The sequence below is a fragment of the Sphingobacterium sp. UBA7855 genome, from assembly GCA_002500745.1.
Taxonomy (GTDB): Bacteria; Bacteroidota; Bacteroidia; order Sphingobacteriales; family Sphingobacteriaceae; genus Sphingobacterium.
In genome coordinates, this window is sequence record DLST01000007.1 from 15,572 (window position 1) to 31,632 (window position 16,061).

The 16,061-nt window shown below is 41.7% G+C and carries 13 protein-coding genes and 1 riboswitch; of the genes, 5 read left to right on the forward strand and 8 right to left on the reverse strand.

The window, feature by feature from the left end; genetic code table 11:
* The first annotated feature begins 1 nt into the window (after position 1).
* From B2107_RS04915 to B2107_RS04925, 3 genes are read left to right on the forward strand one after another with little or no spacing between them, the layout of a single operon-like run.
* Entirely contained in the window at positions 2-358 is a 357-nt protein-coding gene (locus B2107_RS04915) for a response regulator transcription factor (protein ID WP_293953681.1), read from the forward strand.
* A gap of 5 nt (positions 359-363) precedes the next feature.
* Entirely contained in the window at positions 364-1,431 is a 1,068-nt protein-coding gene (locus B2107_RS04920; protein WP_293953683.1) for a HEAT repeat domain-containing protein, read from the forward strand.
* Positions 1,425-4,844, forward strand: coding sequence for a sulfatase-like hydrolase/transferase (locus tag B2107_RS04925; protein WP_293953685.1), 3,420 nt, complete (start codon positions 1,425-1,427; stop codon positions 4,842-4,844). Before B2107_RS04920 ends, B2107_RS04925 begins: the two co-directional genes overlap by 7 nt.
* Here B2107_RS04925 and B2107_RS04930 read toward each other — a convergent pair.
* From B2107_RS04930 to thiS, 8 genes are all read right to left on the reverse strand, one after another.
* Positions 4,841-6,082: a YaiO family outer membrane beta-barrel protein gene (locus B2107_RS04930; protein ID WP_293953687.1), complete on the reverse strand. Its 1,242-nt coding sequence runs from the start codon at positions 6,080-6,082 to the stop codon at positions 4,841-4,843. The two genes, B2107_RS04925 and B2107_RS04930, sit on opposite strands and share 4 nt — an antisense overlap.
* Before the next feature lie 143 nt (positions 6,083-6,225).
* The gene (locus B2107_RS04935) at positions 6,226-6,936 is read right to left on the reverse strand and encodes a HesA/MoeB/ThiF family protein (protein ID WP_293953689.1); all 711 of its coding nucleotides are present in this window, start codon (positions 6,934-6,936) and stop codon (positions 6,226-6,228) included.
* 4 nt (positions 6,937-6,940) lie between these two features.
* The gene (thiH, locus tag B2107_RS04940) at positions 6,941-8,065 is read right to left on the reverse strand and encodes a 2-iminoacetate synthase ThiH (protein WP_293953691.1); all 1,125 of its coding nucleotides are present in this window, start codon (positions 8,063-8,065) and stop codon (positions 6,941-6,943) included.
* Between the two features lie 10 nt (positions 8,066-8,075).
* Positions 8,076-8,846, reverse strand: a complete 771-nt coding sequence (locus tag B2107_RS04945; RefSeq protein WP_293953693.1) for a thiazole synthase — start codon at positions 8,844-8,846, stop codon at positions 8,076-8,078.
* Entirely contained in the window at positions 8,843-9,475 is a 633-nt protein-coding gene (gene thiE, locus B2107_RS04950) for a thiamine phosphate synthase (RefSeq protein ID WP_293953695.1), read from the reverse strand. Before thiE ends, B2107_RS04945 begins: the two co-directional genes overlap by 4 nt.
* The gene (locus B2107_RS04955; RefSeq protein ID WP_293953697.1) at positions 9,421-10,038 is read right to left on the reverse strand and encodes a thiamine phosphate synthase; all 618 of its coding nucleotides are present in this window, start codon (positions 10,036-10,038) and stop codon (positions 9,421-9,423) included. The genes thiE and B2107_RS04955 overlap by 55 nt, the downstream gene beginning before the upstream one ends.
* Entirely contained in the window at positions 10,035-11,849 is a 1,815-nt protein-coding gene (gene thiC, locus B2107_RS04960) for a phosphomethylpyrimidine synthase ThiC (protein ID WP_293953699.1), read from the reverse strand. Before thiC ends, B2107_RS04955 begins: the two co-directional genes overlap by 4 nt.
* Before the next feature lie 44 nt (positions 11,850-11,893).
* Positions 11,894-12,100 carry a sulfur carrier protein ThiS gene (thiS, locus tag B2107_RS04965; protein ID WP_293953701.1) on the reverse strand — a complete coding sequence of 69 codons (207 nt, stop codon included), beginning with the start codon at positions 12,098-12,100 and terminating at the stop codon, positions 11,894-11,896.
* A gap of 59 nt (positions 12,101-12,159) precedes the next feature.
* Positions 12,160-12,255, reverse strand: a riboswitch (TPP riboswitch).
* A gap of 191 nt (positions 12,256-12,446) precedes the next feature.
* Here thiS and B2107_RS04970 point away from each other — a divergent pair.
* Together B2107_RS04970 and catA are read left to right on the forward strand one after the other, a co-directional pair.
* Positions 12,447-15,050, forward strand: coding sequence for an alpha-L-rhamnosidase (locus B2107_RS04970; protein WP_293953703.1), 2,604 nt, complete (start codon positions 12,447-12,449; stop codon positions 15,048-15,050).
* A gap of 279 nt (positions 15,051-15,329) precedes the next feature.
* Positions 15,330-15,977 carry a type A chloramphenicol O-acetyltransferase gene (catA, locus tag B2107_RS04975; protein WP_293953705.1) on the forward strand — a complete coding sequence of 216 codons (648 nt, stop codon included), beginning with the start codon at positions 15,330-15,332 and terminating at the stop codon, positions 15,975-15,977.
* The last annotated feature ends 84 nt before the right edge of the window (positions 15,978-16,061 follow it).

The window sequence follows — 16,061 nt, forward strand, 5'->3', positions numbered from 1 at the left end:
TATGTTGATTTTAATAGCTGAAGACGACGAATTGGTACTACGTACTGTTGAGCACAAATTGGTAAAAGAAGGGCACGAAGTGGTGTTGACCAGAAATGGCCGTGAAGCGATAGAGAAAATTAATGAACTGGATTTGGATTTAGTTGTCACGGACATTATGATGCCTTTTGCTTCTGGTATTGAAATTCTTTCGGCGATTAAGCGCGTTGGAAAGGAGATTCCAGTCATTGTATTATCGAGTATGGGCCAGGAGGAGGTTGTGGTCGATGCCTTCGACTTGGGTGCATCAGATTTTATGGTTAAGCCATTTAGTCCAAACGAGCTCATTCTGAGAATAAAACGCATAAAAAATAAATAAACAATATGCATCATCATATCGCATTACATGAACTTATTCTTGCGATTGTTATCGTGTTGATATTAGTACTGTTGTTGATTATTACAGTATTAGGATACAGCTTCTATAGTTATCGAATACTTCATAATAAGCACTCTTGGAGAGAAATCATCGAGTTTAAGATTATGGAGACAATCGTAGGGAATGATGACCGTAGTGATAGCGATAAGGAATTTGCGGAGCATTTAAGGGAGCCTTCATTTCGGGCACTTTTTTTAGATGTATTGGTTGATTCGGATCGAAAATTTTCTGGTGCTGCTAAACAATCGATCATTAGGCTGTTTCTTGATTTTGAACTGGAGGATGAAGCTTGGCGCAAACTTAGGCATCGCAGCGGCTATTTGGTCGCCGGCGGTGTTCAGGAACTTGCAGTCATGAATGTCGAAGCTGCAATACCTGAAATCATGGAGAAGTTGAACGATCCCCGAACTGCCGTTTATCAGGAGGCCCAGTATGCACTTGTTAGTTTTAAGGGATACGAAGGCCTTGGCTTTTTGGATCATTTCAACAAGCCGTTATCAGACTGGCAACAGCTCCGTTTATTGTATTCGATTCATGATATACCAGAACAGGCTGATTTACAAGTAAAGGATTGGATCCATAGCACAAATGATTCGGTTGTCATCTTTACTTTACGTCTAATTCGAAAATTTAGATTGCTGACTTTTTATACATTAGTCTTAAGCCTATTGGAACATCCTTCGATAAATGTTCGTGTACAGGCGGTAAGAACTCTGCAAGCTATTGAGAACAGTGAGACTATTCAGCAATTTGTACAAGGTTTCGATCTGCAGCCACTCGCAGTGCAGAATGAGATGCTGAAGGCGATGAAGATGATCAAGAGTAAAGAAAGTGAGCATTTTCTTAAAGAACTACTGTGGAATCATAGCCCTGTATCAATTAAAATTTCTGCTGCAGAAGTACTTGTCGTTCTCGGAGAGGAACACTATCTGCGGGAGATCTCCCAAGATGGAGATACTTACGACGAACTTAAACAAATTATTAAACACGCTTTGCAAGAGAAAAAATGTTAGAGTTTTCCCATATCGTATATGAAATTATAGTTTGGCTATTTTTGCTTTATTCGGGGGCGGTATTTCTTATCTATGCTTGGATAGGATTATATGCTTATGGAGCTGTGTTTCGTTACAAACATGATAATACGTTTACGGACTATAGTATTATCGCCACCAACCCCAATGCACCTACATTCAGTCTGATTGCACCGGCCTATAACGAGGGTATGACTATCGTCGAGAATGTGCGGTCCTTATTGTCGTTGTATTACCATAATTTAGAAATTATAATCGTAAATGATGGAAGTAAGGATGATTCTATATCGAAATTGATCACGTCTTATGAACTTGAACCGACGTCATTCTTTGTTCAGGGAAACATTGAGACCAAGGAGATACGTGGAATCTATAAGAGTAAGAATCCGGCGTTTAAGAAGCTGATTGTTGTAGACAAAGCGAATGGGGGCAAGGCGGACGCCCTTAACGTTGGGGTGAATATCTCTTCTGGAGATTATATCGTTTGTATTGATGTGGACTGTATTTTAGAACAAGATGCCATTTTAAAACTAGCGAAGCCATTTCTAGAACAAACTGACAAACGCGTTATCGCTTGCGGTGGCGTTATCCGTTTAGCTAACAATTGTAACGTTGTGAATGGGTCTGTTGTCGATGTTAATTTGCCTAAGTCCTGGTTGGGGCGGACGCAAGCTTTAGAATATATCCGTGCTTTCATTTTGGGGCGAATGGCTTGGTCTAGAGCTTCGGGATTAATTCTTATTTCAGGTGCATTTGGCGCTTTTGACCGGGAAATTGTGTTGGCTTGCGGAGGCTATGACCGAAATACGGTTGGGGAGGATATGGAGCTTGTTGTTCGTATGCGTCGCTATATGGAAGAGCAAAAGCTGCCTTACGAGGTCGTTAATATAACAGATCCCTTATGCTGGACGGAGGTTCCAGAATCTAAAGAGGTACTACGCAAGCAGCGTAATCGTTGGATGCGTGGCACCATGGAAACCTTATGGAAGCATCGCAAACTCATGTTCAATCCAAAATATGGTCGTTTTGGTATGGTTAGCATGCCTTACTGGTTTTTCTTTGAATTTTTGGGTCCCATTGTCGAATTTACAGGTTACATTGTCTTTTTAATCTTTTTTATACTCGGAATTATCAACTGGCCATTTTTCTTTGCACTTTTTGCGCTGGTTATTGCTTCGGGAATTTTGTATTCCATCTATGCCATCTTGGTTGATCTTGTTAGCCACCAGGTCTATTCAAAGAAGCGGGACCTTTCGACGTTAATAACTACCGCTATTCTAGAACCATTTTACTTTCACCCTATTGTCGTTAAAGCTGGAGTCCAGGGGGTTGTTGATTACTTTCGCAAGCAGCATGGCTGGGGAGAAATGACACGACAAGGCTTTCAACAAAAAGATGCCAATGAGTCGGTTTGGAAATACCTCGGTCACCGATTAAATCTGTCGTTAAAAAGCTTAGGACCTGTGATGTTGGTTGTCTTTGCCTTGTATATGTTATCCGTTGGTGTAGAATGGTGGTGGTACGGTCGTCGATTTGCTCAGCTTTCGGAGGTCCACGCAGGCAAATACCTATTTTTGGATAACATCCTGTTCATCTTTCAAGCCTTAGCGTGTTTGGGAATAGGCTATTTATTGCTACAATTCTTAAGCAGATTTTGGGCGAGGCTTCTTTTGATCATTTCGTTCTCGCTTATTGTTGTTATGCAGTTCATCTTGTTTCTGTATTTTGGCGAATCGAGAAATTTGCTTGGGGCTGATATGTTCTATTACAGTTCGGAAGAGATGAAGCAAATTTTGGAGGCTAGCGGTATGTTGAGTTTTACCAATATTGCTTTACTTTTATTATTGATCGCAATTTCTTGGGTTCCGCTTTGGATTGCCAATAAAAAGACATTCAAAAAAAACTATGTTAGTATTGCACTCTTATCTTTGGGGATCATATCGTTTTTCATTAGTTCGGCTTCGCTTTTAGGGGGTCGCTCCGATAACGATGAATTCGTAGCCAATGCAAGCCGGAGTAAATGGCGTTATTTCTTCAATTCCAATTTATCAAATTATGTGGATGAACACCCGGGTATGCTCGCAATGTTCCATAAAGAGGAGGATACAAAGGTGTTGGATACTAAATTTCCTTTTTTGAAAAAAGAAGATACCAAAGGTTTTCTAGGAACACACCTTCAGAAAACGACGAAAGTGCCCAATTTAGTTATTCTCGTCATTGAGGGGCTAGGGCATGCCTATAGCGCTGAAAATGGCTATATCGGTAACTTCACGCCATTTATCGGTAAACTGAAGCAGCAATCGCTGTATTGGGACAATAACATGAGTTCTTCAGGACGGACATTTTCTGTTCTGCCTACGATAACAGGCTCACTACCTTTTGCTATGCACGGTTTTTTAGAGCAAGATACCTTACCAGACAATTTCAATCTATTTAATATTCTAAAGAGCAACGGATTTAATACTGGTTTTTTCTATGGCGGTCATTCAAATTTTGACTTCATGAAGAAGTTCATGGATTATAATAAAATTGATATGCTCATCGATCAGGAAGCATTTGGTCCTCCATATGAGAAATTGCCTGAAAAGGGGGGAGAAAGTTGGGGATATGAAGACCAAGCTGTATTTAGTAAGTTTCTTGAAGTACAGAAAGTGCAGCAACAACCTTATTTCCATGTGCTTTTGACGCTCTCTACACATAATCCATTTTTGATTAATAATGCGGCCCATTATGAGCAATTATTTGATGAACGTATGGTGACATTGAACCTTACGGCCGAGCAGAAAAAGTGGGCTTTAGAAAACCGTACGCAGCTGGTCTCAGTGTTGAATTTGGATGATGCGATGGAACAATTTTTTGAATCTTACAAAAAGAGAGCAGATTTTGCAAATACGATTTTTGTCATAACTGGAGACCACGCAATGCCTGAGATACCGTTACAAAGCAAAATCGATCGTTATCATGTTCCTTTGTTGATTTATTCACCACTTTTAAAAGGGCCAAAGACTTTTCATCATTTTGTTAGCCATTTTGATGTCGCGCCATCTATATTGGCCTACTATCGAGAAAACTTTGGAGTTAAAACTCCCGGTCAAGTTACTTGGATAGGTGCGGGCCTTGACAAAGGGGCATTTGCACAAGGTGATGGCATCGGTATGATGCAGAGTAAAAATCAGTTGATTGATTTTGTCAGAGGTAATTACCATCTTTCTGATGGACAACTGTATCAGTTGGATGGTGTGTTCAATGAAGACGTCGCCTCGGATAATGCAAAAGAAGAGGTTTCAAAGCGCTTTGAATTATTTAAGCGCAAAAATAAGCTATTTTATACCCAGAAGCGACTTCTTCCAGACAGTGTGTATACAAATTACTTTAATAGAACAAAGAAGAACTAGAATTTTCGAATATAGCCTAGGATGATGTCTAGTTGATTTCCTTTTTCTTTGGGACGGAATTCTTGGTTATAATAGGTGCCCGAAATTGAAAACAGATTACTTTGCTTAACAGAGAAATTATATTCAGCACCTACTTTGAATGTTTTTAATTTATAGGAAGCGTTGTCCAATAGATTATTTCGGTTTTCCTCAGGGCTCAAACCCGTTCCGGCGCTAAATCCGAAGTAATCGTTTGCTCCTTTTGTATAATAGCGGACTGTTCCGGTATACGATTGGGAAATATTCTTTTCGCCTGGAGTAAGGTAAGTCCTTAGATTGAACCACAAGTTTTGGTAATATTTTCCGACTGAAGCTGTGTACATCCAGATGTTGTCACTAAAATAGAGCTGACGATATCCGATTTCCCCCTCAAAGCTGTTCGGAAGATTGGCATAGAGAGACACACCAGTTCTATATTTCGCAAAAATCCCCACATTATTGGAATAGCCTGCTCCGACATAGAGGTAAAATATCTTTGAAAGCCGTGGGTAAGCCTCCATTTCAAATTGGACGCCATTTTCTGCAAATTTATTCGCATAGTTAGTTCTGAAAATAACGGATCCTATTGCTGTTGCCCGTTTATAACTTAATCCAACAATGTGCCAATTGTGATCAAACTGTTTGTCAAAATAGACAAAATTGTACGTCAGACCGATTGCATTTTTAGCGGTATACTCTTCAATATTTTTTGCCAATGCTCTGGCCTCCGTATTTTTTGGATTAATTTCCAACAAACTATGAATTGCCTTTTCGGCAGTTTCGTATTGATCATTGCCATAGCTTATTTTGCCTTTTAGCAATAGTAAATCCTGAGACTGCGGATGTATGCGTAGCCCTTTATCGGTAATTGCAATTGCTCTTTCAGCCTGGTCGTTCCAATACTCAAGCGAAGCGTAGGCCAAAAAGAAATCTTCATCAGTGGTATTTTTTCTATCCAGTTCCGTAAAGATGGCCCTTGCCGAATCTATCTTATCCGACCATGTATAAATGCGCGCTAAAAAAATGTTGATATCCGTGTAGTCCGGTGCTTGAAGTAGCGCCTGCTTGGACAATTGAATCGCTTGTGGATAATCTTTTGAATCAAAAGCGACCTTTCGCGCTTTTGCAAAGAGATCGTCGGCAGTGAGTTTTGTCTCTTGTGCGATGGAGAATAAAGGTATTAGCGATAGGGAGAGTAATGGATAAATTACTTTTTTCATTCCGGATTGTATAGTTGACATTTAAGCTTGCTAATATATAAACTAAAATTAGCAAAATTTGTTTGTGCACTGTGGTTTTAAATAAATTTTGCGCGCTCGTGAATCCTTCTAAACCATTTATGGGATACCATTTGAGACGACATTTAGAATGAGAGTTTAGAAAACCGCCAATTTAAGGTATCGATAATGGTTAACTGGTTGCTGTCTACAGGTAAACCGGTTATGATCTTAAGTACCTGCATAGCCATCATGCTACCTATGATCCCTGGCAGGGGGCCTAGTACTCCATTTTTATCGCAATTTGGAACCTGATCGGGGTTTGGGGGAGTGGGAAAGATGTCCAGAAGGTGTTTACTGCCTTCAAAGTTAAAAACTGCCAGCTGTCCTTCAAAGCCGTGGATGCTCCCATATACCAAGGGTTTATCGAGTTGCAAGCAAATTTGATTCAGTAAGTAACGTGTCGAGAAGTTATCCGAGCAATCTACTACTATTTGATAGGGAGCAAGAATTGCAGCCGCGTTGTTCGGTTCTATCTTCACCTGAACCGTATGAAAATCAATTGTACTATTATGCTGTCGAATATAGTCTTGGGCACTTTCGGTTTTAGTTTTGTGAATGTTGTTTTCGGAGTGTATGATCTGTCTATTTAGATTGTGGATTTCAACGTGGTCAAAATCAGCCAGGCCAAGTTTACCTATACCTGCAGCGGCTAAATATTGAAGGACGGGACTTCCGAGTCCCCCTGCGCCAACAATCAATACCTTGGCATCCATGATTTTTCTTTGTCCTGAGACGCCAATTTCATCGATAAAAATCTGCCGGCTATAGCGCTCAAAAATATTGTCTTTTTTCATTTATTTAACGTACTATGCCAGCGAAATTGGTTTCCCAGTCCTTCATCACCGGCGAGTATCCCATTTTTCGGATTTGACTTTTTATGGTTTCCATATCCCTTTCATCGCTTACTTCAAATTGTTCTAACGCTTGTGGATCGACCACATAGCCCCCCGGATTGGTTTTTGAGGCAGCGCTCATTGTTGTTACACCGATCGGTATAATATGATCTCTAAACGTTTCGTTTTCCCTAGTGGAGATAGAGATTTCCAAATTTTCATTCCACAGACGATAAGCACAGATTAGCTGCAGTAGATCGCGGTCGGCCAAATGAAAATTTGGTTCCACAGAGCCAGCAGCTGGGCGTAGGCGTGGAAAGGAAATGGAATAACGAGTCTGCCAATAGTGTTTTTGTAGATAGGCAATGTGTGCTGCGGTAAAGAAACTGTCCACCCGCCAGTCTTCGAGCCCCAATAACACACCTAGTCCGATTTTATGGATACCAGCCCGGCCGATACGATCAGGTGTATCCAAGCGATAATCAAAATTTGACTTCTTTCCTTTGGGATGATATTGCCTATAAACTTTCCGGTGATAAGTCTCCTGATAAACCAAAATGGCATATACGCCAGCGGCCTGCAATAATTCGTACTCGGATTGTTCCAACGGTTGTACCTCAATGGATATCTGCGAAAAATGGGACTTTAGAAGTTGGATAGCATGGAGGAAATAATTGATTTCAACAGTTTTGTTGGCTTCTCCGCTAACGAGGAGGATATGGTTAACTCCCATAGCTTTAATTGCCATCGCTTCCAGCAACAACTCGGTATCGCTAAGTGTTTTTCGTCTGATTTTGTTGTCCATGCTGAAACCGCAATAGGTGCAAATATTTTGGCACTCATTGCTCAGGTAAAGGGGGGCATAGAGCTGTATGGTTTTACCGAAGCGGCGTTGCGTGATTTTTTGTGTCTTTTGTGCCATTTGTTCCAGATACGGTGCTGCAGCCGGTGATATGAGCGCCCTAAAATCGGAGAGCGATAATTGGTCTTTTTCTAACGCATGCAGTACATCCTGATTGGTAGCGTCATAAATCTGCGTGTGGACGTCATTCCAGGCATATGTATCGAGTATCGTTTTGAAATCTGTCATAAGTGAATTATCAATCAAATAAAAATGAAGTTAAGGGGCTCGAAGCGATGGCTTGTGCGCCGACCTTTCCTAAACCGGCCTCATAAGCCTTTCGTCCGGCGATAACAGCCTCTTTGAATGCTTCGGCCATACGTATCGGATTATTTGAGACTGCAATTGCCGTATTGACCAAGACTGCATCCGCTCCGATTTCCATGGCTTTGGCAGCATCGGAAGGCGCTCCGATGCCAGCATCTACAACAACGGGTACATTACTTTGTTCAATGATAATTTCAAGAAAATCCATGGTACGAAGTCCCTTATTACTTCCAATTGGGGCACCTAAAGGCATAACGACAGCTGTGCCTGCATTTTCCAATCTTTTGCAAAGCACTGGATCTGCATGGATATAGGGCATGACGACGAATCCCAATTTGGCCAACGATTCAGTTGCGCGTAAGGTTTCAATGGGGTCAGGAAGTAGATAGCGGGGATCGGGATGAATTTCCAATTTCACCCAGTTTGTTTCCAGTGCTTCGCGAGCAAGTTGAGCTGCGAGCACAGCTTCTTCAGCAGTTCGTGCCCCCGAAGTATTGGGAAGCAAATGGATTGCCGCCAGATCGAGCGCACTGATGAGACTGTCGTCTGAGCTGGTCTGGTCGATTCGTTTGAGGGCAACGGTGACCAATTGGGAGGCCGAAGCCACAATGGCATCGCTCATTTCCGTGAGATTACCGAATTTGCCCGTACCCAAAAATAGCCTAGATTCAAATACGCGATCGGCTATGGTTAAATTGCTCATATTAAAATTTTGTGGATTGATGAAACGATTGTTGGATTATGGGTTATACTACCGGAAAGTGCAATTCCATAAACTCCAGTTTGTAATAACTGTTGAATGTCGTCGAGGTGGGCTATACCGCCAATCGCGAATATCGGGATTGGGGATAACCCTTCTTGTCTAACCTGCCCGATGATATTTTCATATCCGTCGAGCCCCAATAGGGGACTGAGGTTATGTTTTGTCTTTGTAAAGCGGAATGGTCCGAGTCCGATATAGTCACAATTTTCCGTTATTCTTTGGTATACATCTGTAAAGCTATTTGCAGTACCGCCGATTATTTTTTTTGGCCCCAATAGCTTCCTTGCAGCATCGATACTGCCATCCTCCAGTCCGAGATGTACGCCGTCAGCATCGACAGCCGCTGCAAGCGCAGGATGATCATTAATGATACAGGTGGCACCATATCGCAAACACACGTTTTTGACCTGTTCTGCCAATCTGTAAACATACGCTTGGTGAGCTCCCTTCCATCTCACTTGTATCCATTTGACACCAGCATCAAGGGCCTTTAAAATATTATCTTTTTGTGCTGCTAATGTTTGTCCTTGTGATATGTATTGAAGTTTTTCCATAGTTTTTGTTGACATGCAATGAAATTTTGAATTGGGTCGGGATGCTGCCATAAAGCGCCGTACAAGGCTATTCCGTCTGCCCCTTCCTGCAACGGGAGGAGACAGTTAGCTTGGTTTATTCCGCCAAGTGCTATCAGACGAACAGTAAAATTAACGCGTTTTGGAAGCTGATTCAGTTGGGCATTATACCTTCCGTATTCTTTTTTCGAAATACTTGGAAATATCGGACTGAGAAAAGCATAAGCCCAGCATTCATCCAGTTTGTTGAATGCCGCAATATCATGTACAGATGTTGAGCAAATAATTGTAGCGTTCATCTGATTGGAGGGGCTATGCTGTCTGCTCCATTCATTTCTATGAATGCGTGTGATCCCGAGTTCCGCCGATAGGTGGGGGTGAGAATGAAGAACCAACTTTTCAAGATATGCAGGATCTATTGATTCTACATAGCTTGCCATTTGTAAATCTGTAAAATGATATTTGCGTAAGTGCAGGATATCGAGCCCCTTCTCAAGAAGGGTATGGATAACCGCTTTTTCAGCATGTATGGTCTCTTCTGGCGTTAGTGCAATGATCATAAATAGAGTTCTTTACCCTGTGCGATAAATTCTTGCGATTTTTCAAGCATACCATGCGCTGCACTATCCCGTATTTCTTGCGTAATTTTCATGGAGCAAAATTTGGGGCCACACATGGAACAGAAATGAGCTACTTTAGCTGCATCTGCAGGCAAAGTTTCGTCGTGATACTCACGTGCGGTATCCGGATCTAGGGAAAGATTGAACTGATCTTCCCATCTAAATTCAAATCTCGCTTTACTTAAAGCATTGTCACGATACTGCGCTCCAGGGTGTCCTTTGGCCAAATCAGCAGCATGTGCGGCTAGTTTGTACGTGATGACACCATCTTTAACATCTTTTTTATTTGGTAATCCGAGATGTTCTTTTGGGGTGACATAACAAAGCATGGCACAACCGTACCAACCGATCATTGCAGCTCCTATCGCCGAAGTAATATGGTCATACCCCGGAGCGATATCGGTAGTAAGCGGGCCTAAGGTATAAAATGGGGCTTCATTACAACATTCCAGTTGTTTGTCCATATTTTCTTTGATCAGTTGCATGGGCACGTGGCCGGGGCCCTCTATCATTACCTGAACATCGTGTTTCCAGGCGATCTTGGTGAGTTCGCCCAGTGTTTCGAGCTCAGCAAATTGAGCCGCATCGTTGGCGTCCGCAATAGCTCCTGGACGGAGACCATCGCCAAGTGAAAAAGCAACATCATATCGTTTCATGATCTCACAAATCTCCTCAAAATGGGTATAGAGAAAGTTTTCTTTGTGGTGAAAAAGACACCATTTGGCCATGATAGAACCACCCCTTGAGACGATACCAGTTACTCGTGTTGCTGTAAGATGAATGTAGCGAAGCAATACACCGGCGTGTATAGTAAAGTATGAAACACCTTGTTCCGCCTGTTCGATCAAAGTGTCTTTAAAAATCTCCCAAGTAAGGTCTTCGGCCACACCTTTTACTTTTTCTAATGCCTGATAGATTGGTACGGTACCGATTGGAACTGGTGAATTGCGGATGATCCACTCGCGGGTTTCATGGATATTTTTACCGGTGGATAGATCCATGATCGTGTCGGCTCCCCAACGACAGGCCCATACCGCTTTCTCAACTTCTTCCTCTATACTTGAACTTACAGCGCTATTGCCAATATTGGCATTAATTTTAACAAGAAAGTTGCGCCCGATAATCATGGGTTCACTTTCAGGGTGATTGATGTTATTGGGAATGATCGCTCTCCCGGCAGCGATCTCTTCGCGGACAAACTCGGGAGTAATCGTTTTTCTAGGGATTCTGGCACCAAAGTTTTGGCCTGTATGCTGATGATCCATTCCGGGGGTGCTGGCTACTAGCTGCTCGATATGTTGATTTTCGCGGATAGCTACGTACTCCATTTCAGGCGTAATGATACCTTGCTTTGCATAATGTAATTGGGTGACATTACTCCCGGCAGAGGCTACTTTTGGTTTATGACTATAGGCAAATCGGAGTTCATCCAACGTTGGATCAGAAAGGCGTTGTTGTCCATATTCAGAGCTGATGCCCGCCAGCTGTATGACATCCTGGCGATTCAATATCCATTGTTCGCGAAGCCGGGGGAGACCTTTTCGGATATCGATCTGAAAATTCTCATCGGTATATGGACCAGAGGTGTCGTAGATTGTAATAGGGGGATTAATTTCTACCTGTCCATTGCTTAATTTGGTTGGACTTAAAGAAATTTGGCGCATAGCCACTTGAATAGGAAATAGTGTTCCAGGTACAAAAATTTTTTTTGAATTGGGAAAAGGGGATTGCGTAATTGTTTCAGCTGTCATTTTTTCTGAATTGAAGTGAATGATTAGGGTGATTTTTTTAATCATTATCCGCCTTGCGATGCGGTTATTAAGATGATTTGATCGTGAGGTTTAAGTGCTGTTGCAGCCCAATCGTCCTTGGGTATAACGTGGTTGTTGATGGCAGCGGCAACACCTTGGGTTTTGCCAGATAATTCCAAAACCAATAGTTCTTCAAGTGAAGAAGGGGCGGGGTCGAAAAATCGATTTTGATGGTTTATTGTAAGTTCCATTCCTTAATTTTTTTAGTAAAACTTTAGGAATGGCTACACGAAGGTACAGCAATGCACCTGTTAGACAGCTCACTTTTCCCTACGCCAGTATGATCCGGATCAGGTTCTAAGGGTAAAATCTCAGCCTGCACAAGCAGACACCCCTAAAGTTAAAACGAAGATAGTATTATTTTTGTGAAAGTTGCAAGAATTTTAATTTAAATGCCTCATATATACAGCAGGAAAGTACAGGTCGCGATTTGCGAAATATTTGATATATTAGTTTTTTAATCAGCTAAAACAATTTAACAGTAACCAAGAATTATATCCTTTAATGCGTAGAATTTTATTGATAATACTATTGTGTATGGCAAGTACTGCCTATGCACAATCCAAGAATAACTGCAAGGCTGTACAGTTGACATGCGAACATCTGGTCAATCCGTTAGGCATTGACGCATCCCACCCGAGATTAAGCTGGCGCCTTGAAGACCGGCGAAAGGGCGCCCTACAGCAAGCTTATCAGATTCTTTTAGCGCAAGATTCCCTTGAATTGTTACATGGGGTAAAAGCGCATTGGGACAGTGGAAAGCAGCTAAGTTCGGCGATGTTGGTGCACTATAATGGTACCGAGTTAAAGCCGCGGATAAAATACTTTTGGAGAGTAAAAGTATGGGACCGAGACGGTATTTCCAGCGTTTCAGCAATAGCATCTTTCGAGACTGGAATGATGGGGAAGGATCTTTGGACAGGAAAATGGATCAGTGACAATAAAGATATCAATGCGCGCAACGCTCCGTATTTTAGGACTGAATTCACTATCAAAAAGCGGATAAAATCGGCTCGTGCTTATGTTGCCGCTGCCGGATTATATGAGCTTTCTATTAATGGCGTGCGCATTGGAGACCACCGTCTTGATCCTATGTATACGCGATTTGATCGAAGAACACTGTATGTGGTAGAGGATGTTACCGGACAACTACAACAAGGTGCGAATGCGATTGGCGTCGTTTTGGGGAATGGCTGGTATAATCACCAGCCACTGGCGGTTTGGAATTTTCATCAAGCACCGTGGCGGGCCCGGCCAACATTCTGTTTGGAGCTTAAAATCGAGTATACAGACGGTACGTGGGAGACGGTCGTTTCGGATAAGCAGTGGAAAACAGCTACCGGTCCAATTATCTATAACAATATTTATACGGGTGAGCATTATGATGCTCGACTTGACATGCCCGGCTGGGACAAACCTAAATATGATGATTCAACTTGGCAGGCTGTTCAGTACAGAAATGCGCCATCTGCACATATCGTTTCCCAACAGATGGTACCGATTCGGCTCGTGAAGTCCTATAAGCCCAAATCAGTGACAAAGATAGACCAACGTACTTATGTTTTCGATATGGGTCAGAATATGGCTGGAATTACAAAAATTAAAGTCAAAGGAGCTCCAGGGACTATGCTACATATCAAGCATGGTGAACGATTGTCGGCAGATGGGCGTCTTGATCTGTCCAATATCGATGTTTATTATCTTGGCGATAAGGAAAAGGAGCCCTTTCAGACGGACATTCTTACCTTAAGCGGTCGCGATGATGAGTTTATGGCTAAATTTGGTTATAAAGGCTTTCGTTATGTCGAGGTTAGTAGCAGCACAGCGATAGCTTTGGATAGTTCTGCTGTAACTGCCTATTTTATGCACAGCGATGCTCAACCTATCGGACAGCTTAAAACATCCTCGGAATTGATTAACAAACTATGGAAAGCGACCAACAATGCCTATTTATCGAATTTGATGGGGTATCCTACAGACTGCCCGCAACGCGAAAAAAATGGTTGGACAGGGGATGGTCACCTCGCGATTGAAACTGCCCTGTATAATTTTGACGGTATTACAGTTTATGAAAAATGGCTGGCCGATCATCGTGACGAGCAACAAGAGAATGGCGTATTACCAGATATTATTCCAACGGGTGGATGGGGGTATGGTAATGCAAATGGTCTTGACTGGACAAGCACCATCGCTATTATCCCCTGGCAGATCTATCAGTTTTATGGTGATCCGCGCGCATTGGAAGAATGCTACGATAATATTAAACGCTATGTGGATTATGTAGACGGCATCAGCCCTTCTGGACTTACCACTTTTGGACGCGGAGATTGGGTGCCTGTTAAGGCTCAGTCCAATCTGGAACTGACGTCATCTGTTTATTACTATGCTGATGCGACCATTTTGGCTGCAGCGGCAAAGTTGTTTGGAAAAACGGCAGACCATCAAAAGTATGATCAACTTAGTAAAAGAATTAAGGAGGCGATTAATGCGAGATTTTTGAATGTTTCTAATGGAATTTATAACAATGGAACACAGACGGAATTGAGTGTACCGCTCTATTGGGGAGTTGTACCGGAAGATATGAAAGCGAGGGTGTCGGCCAATCTAAATAGGAAAGTTGAAGAGGCTAACTTTCACTTAGACGTGGGCGTATTGGGGGCAAAAGCTCTCTTGAATGCATTGAATGATAACGGGTATGGGGTGACCGCGTATAAAGTTGCGGTACAAGATACCTATCCGTCCTGGGGATGGTGGATTGTCAATGGGGCGACTACATTGCTAGAGAACTGGGATTTAAAAGCAACTCGGGATATTTCGGACAACCACATGATGTTTGGTGAAATTGGTGGCTGGTTCTTTAAATCTATCGGCGGGATTCTTCCTGATCCCGAACATCCTGGATTCAAAAACATCCTGTTGAAGCCTATTTTTCCTCAGGAATTGAAAGAATCATCGATTTCTTACGAATCACCCTATGGTAAAATTTTATCTCATTGGAAATTAAGTGGTAATAAGATTGTATATGATGTTCAGATACCTCCAAATGCGACTGCGACATTTTATCCTCCAACGAATGTAAGCAATGGTAATATCATTGCATTAAATGCTGGTAAACATCGGTTTGAATTGGAGCTCAAGTAACATTTTAGTGGTATCAATCCTATTGTATTTGATTGATACCACTAAAAATATTTTATATTTGGAAGAAATATGTGGAACGACTTCACCTTTTTGAAATCATCTTCCACTATAGGGAATGGAGTCAATCGTATCAAAATGAAATTTTCATCTTTTGGAAACTTGTCGTCATTAGGTGCAACTAAAAATAGAATAGATTTAAAGGTATCGTTTGTTGGGTAAATTGACTGTATAAATTATTAACATGACGAGGACAGGGATACTAGCTAGATAATTTATAAAATGGATACAAAATATCAAATAATTGATACAGCAAACTGGAAGCGAAGAGAGCATTTCGAGATTTACCGTGGGGATGTAAAATGTGGATTTAGCCTCACAGTTAAGCTCGATATATCGGCGGTGGTCCAATTTGTAAAAATGCGCGATTATAAGTTCTATCCTGTCATAATTTATCTCCTTTCGAGAGCAGTGAACCAACATGATGAATTTAAAATGGCAATGAGAGGTGGCGAATTAATTTGTTGGGACAGGGTTGACCCTATTTACACCATACTGCATAAAGAAGCAGAGACTTTTTCGGCGTTGTCAGTAGGATATCAGGAACACTTAGCCTCTTTCCTGCAGGATTACGAGCATGTTATTGAAAAATGCAGTGATAGCAAGCTATTTTTTCCTGAAAAACCGCCAGAAAATCATTTTAATATTTCTGCTCTTCCGTGGATTCATTTTGATAGTTTCAATCTTAATGTTGCAGATTTTAGTAATTATTTTTCACCAACATTTACGATTGGAAAATACAAGATTGAAGGAGATAAGGCACTGATGCCCTTGGCTATACAGGTACATCATGCCGTATGTGATGGTCTGCATGTTGCTAAGTTTATTGATACGCTTGAGGCACTTTTTCAGGACCTCGCGTCTTTTTAGTTGAACGAAACTCGACATCCCATAGGGTTATTTCAGTCGCATATAGTTTAATAGTATTCTTCGTTTACTAGTTGTATATTTTGT

Coding starts and splice junctions, on each gene's coding strand:
- B2107_RS04915 (WP_293953681.1), top strand. CDS start 2: ATGTTGATTTTAATAGCTGAAGACGACGAATTGGTACTACGTACTGTT.
- B2107_RS04920 (WP_293953683.1), top strand. CDS start 364: ATGCATCATCATATCGCATTACATGAACTTATTCTTGCGATTGTTATC.
- B2107_RS04925 (WP_293953685.1), top strand. CDS start 1,425: ATGTTAGAGTTTTCCCATATCGTATATGAAATTATAGTTTGGCTATTT.
- B2107_RS04930 (WP_293953687.1), bottom strand. CDS start 6,082: ATGAAAAAAGTAATTTATCCATTACTCTCCCTATCGCTAATACCTTTA.
- B2107_RS04935 (WP_293953689.1), bottom strand. CDS start 6,936: ATGAAAAAAGACAATATTTTTGAGCGCTATAGCCGGCAGATTTTTATC.
- thiH (WP_293953691.1), bottom strand. CDS start 8,065: ATGACAGATTTCAAAACGATACTCGATACATATGCCTGGAATGACGTC.
- B2107_RS04945 (WP_293953693.1), bottom strand. CDS start 8,846: ATGAGCAATTTAACCATAGCCGATCGCGTATTTGAATCTAGGCTATTT.
- thiE (WP_293953695.1), bottom strand. CDS start 9,475: ATGTCAACAAAAACTATGGAAAAACTTCAATACATATCACAAGGACAA.
- B2107_RS04955 (WP_293953697.1), bottom strand. CDS start 10,038: ATGATCATTGCACTAACGCCAGAAGAGACCATACATGCTGAAAAAGCG.
- thiC (WP_293953699.1), bottom strand. CDS start 11,849: ATGACAGCTGAAACAATTACGCAATCCCCTTTTCCCAATTCAAAAAAA.
- thiS (WP_293953701.1), bottom strand. CDS start 12,100: ATGGAACTTACAATAAACCATCAAAATCGATTTTTCGACCCCGCCCCT.
- B2107_RS04970 (WP_293953703.1), top strand. CDS start 12,447: ATGGCAAGTACTGCCTATGCACAATCCAAGAATAACTGCAAGGCTGTA.
- catA (WP_293953705.1), top strand. CDS start 15,330: ATGGATACAAAATATCAAATAATTGATACAGCAAACTGGAAGCGAAGA.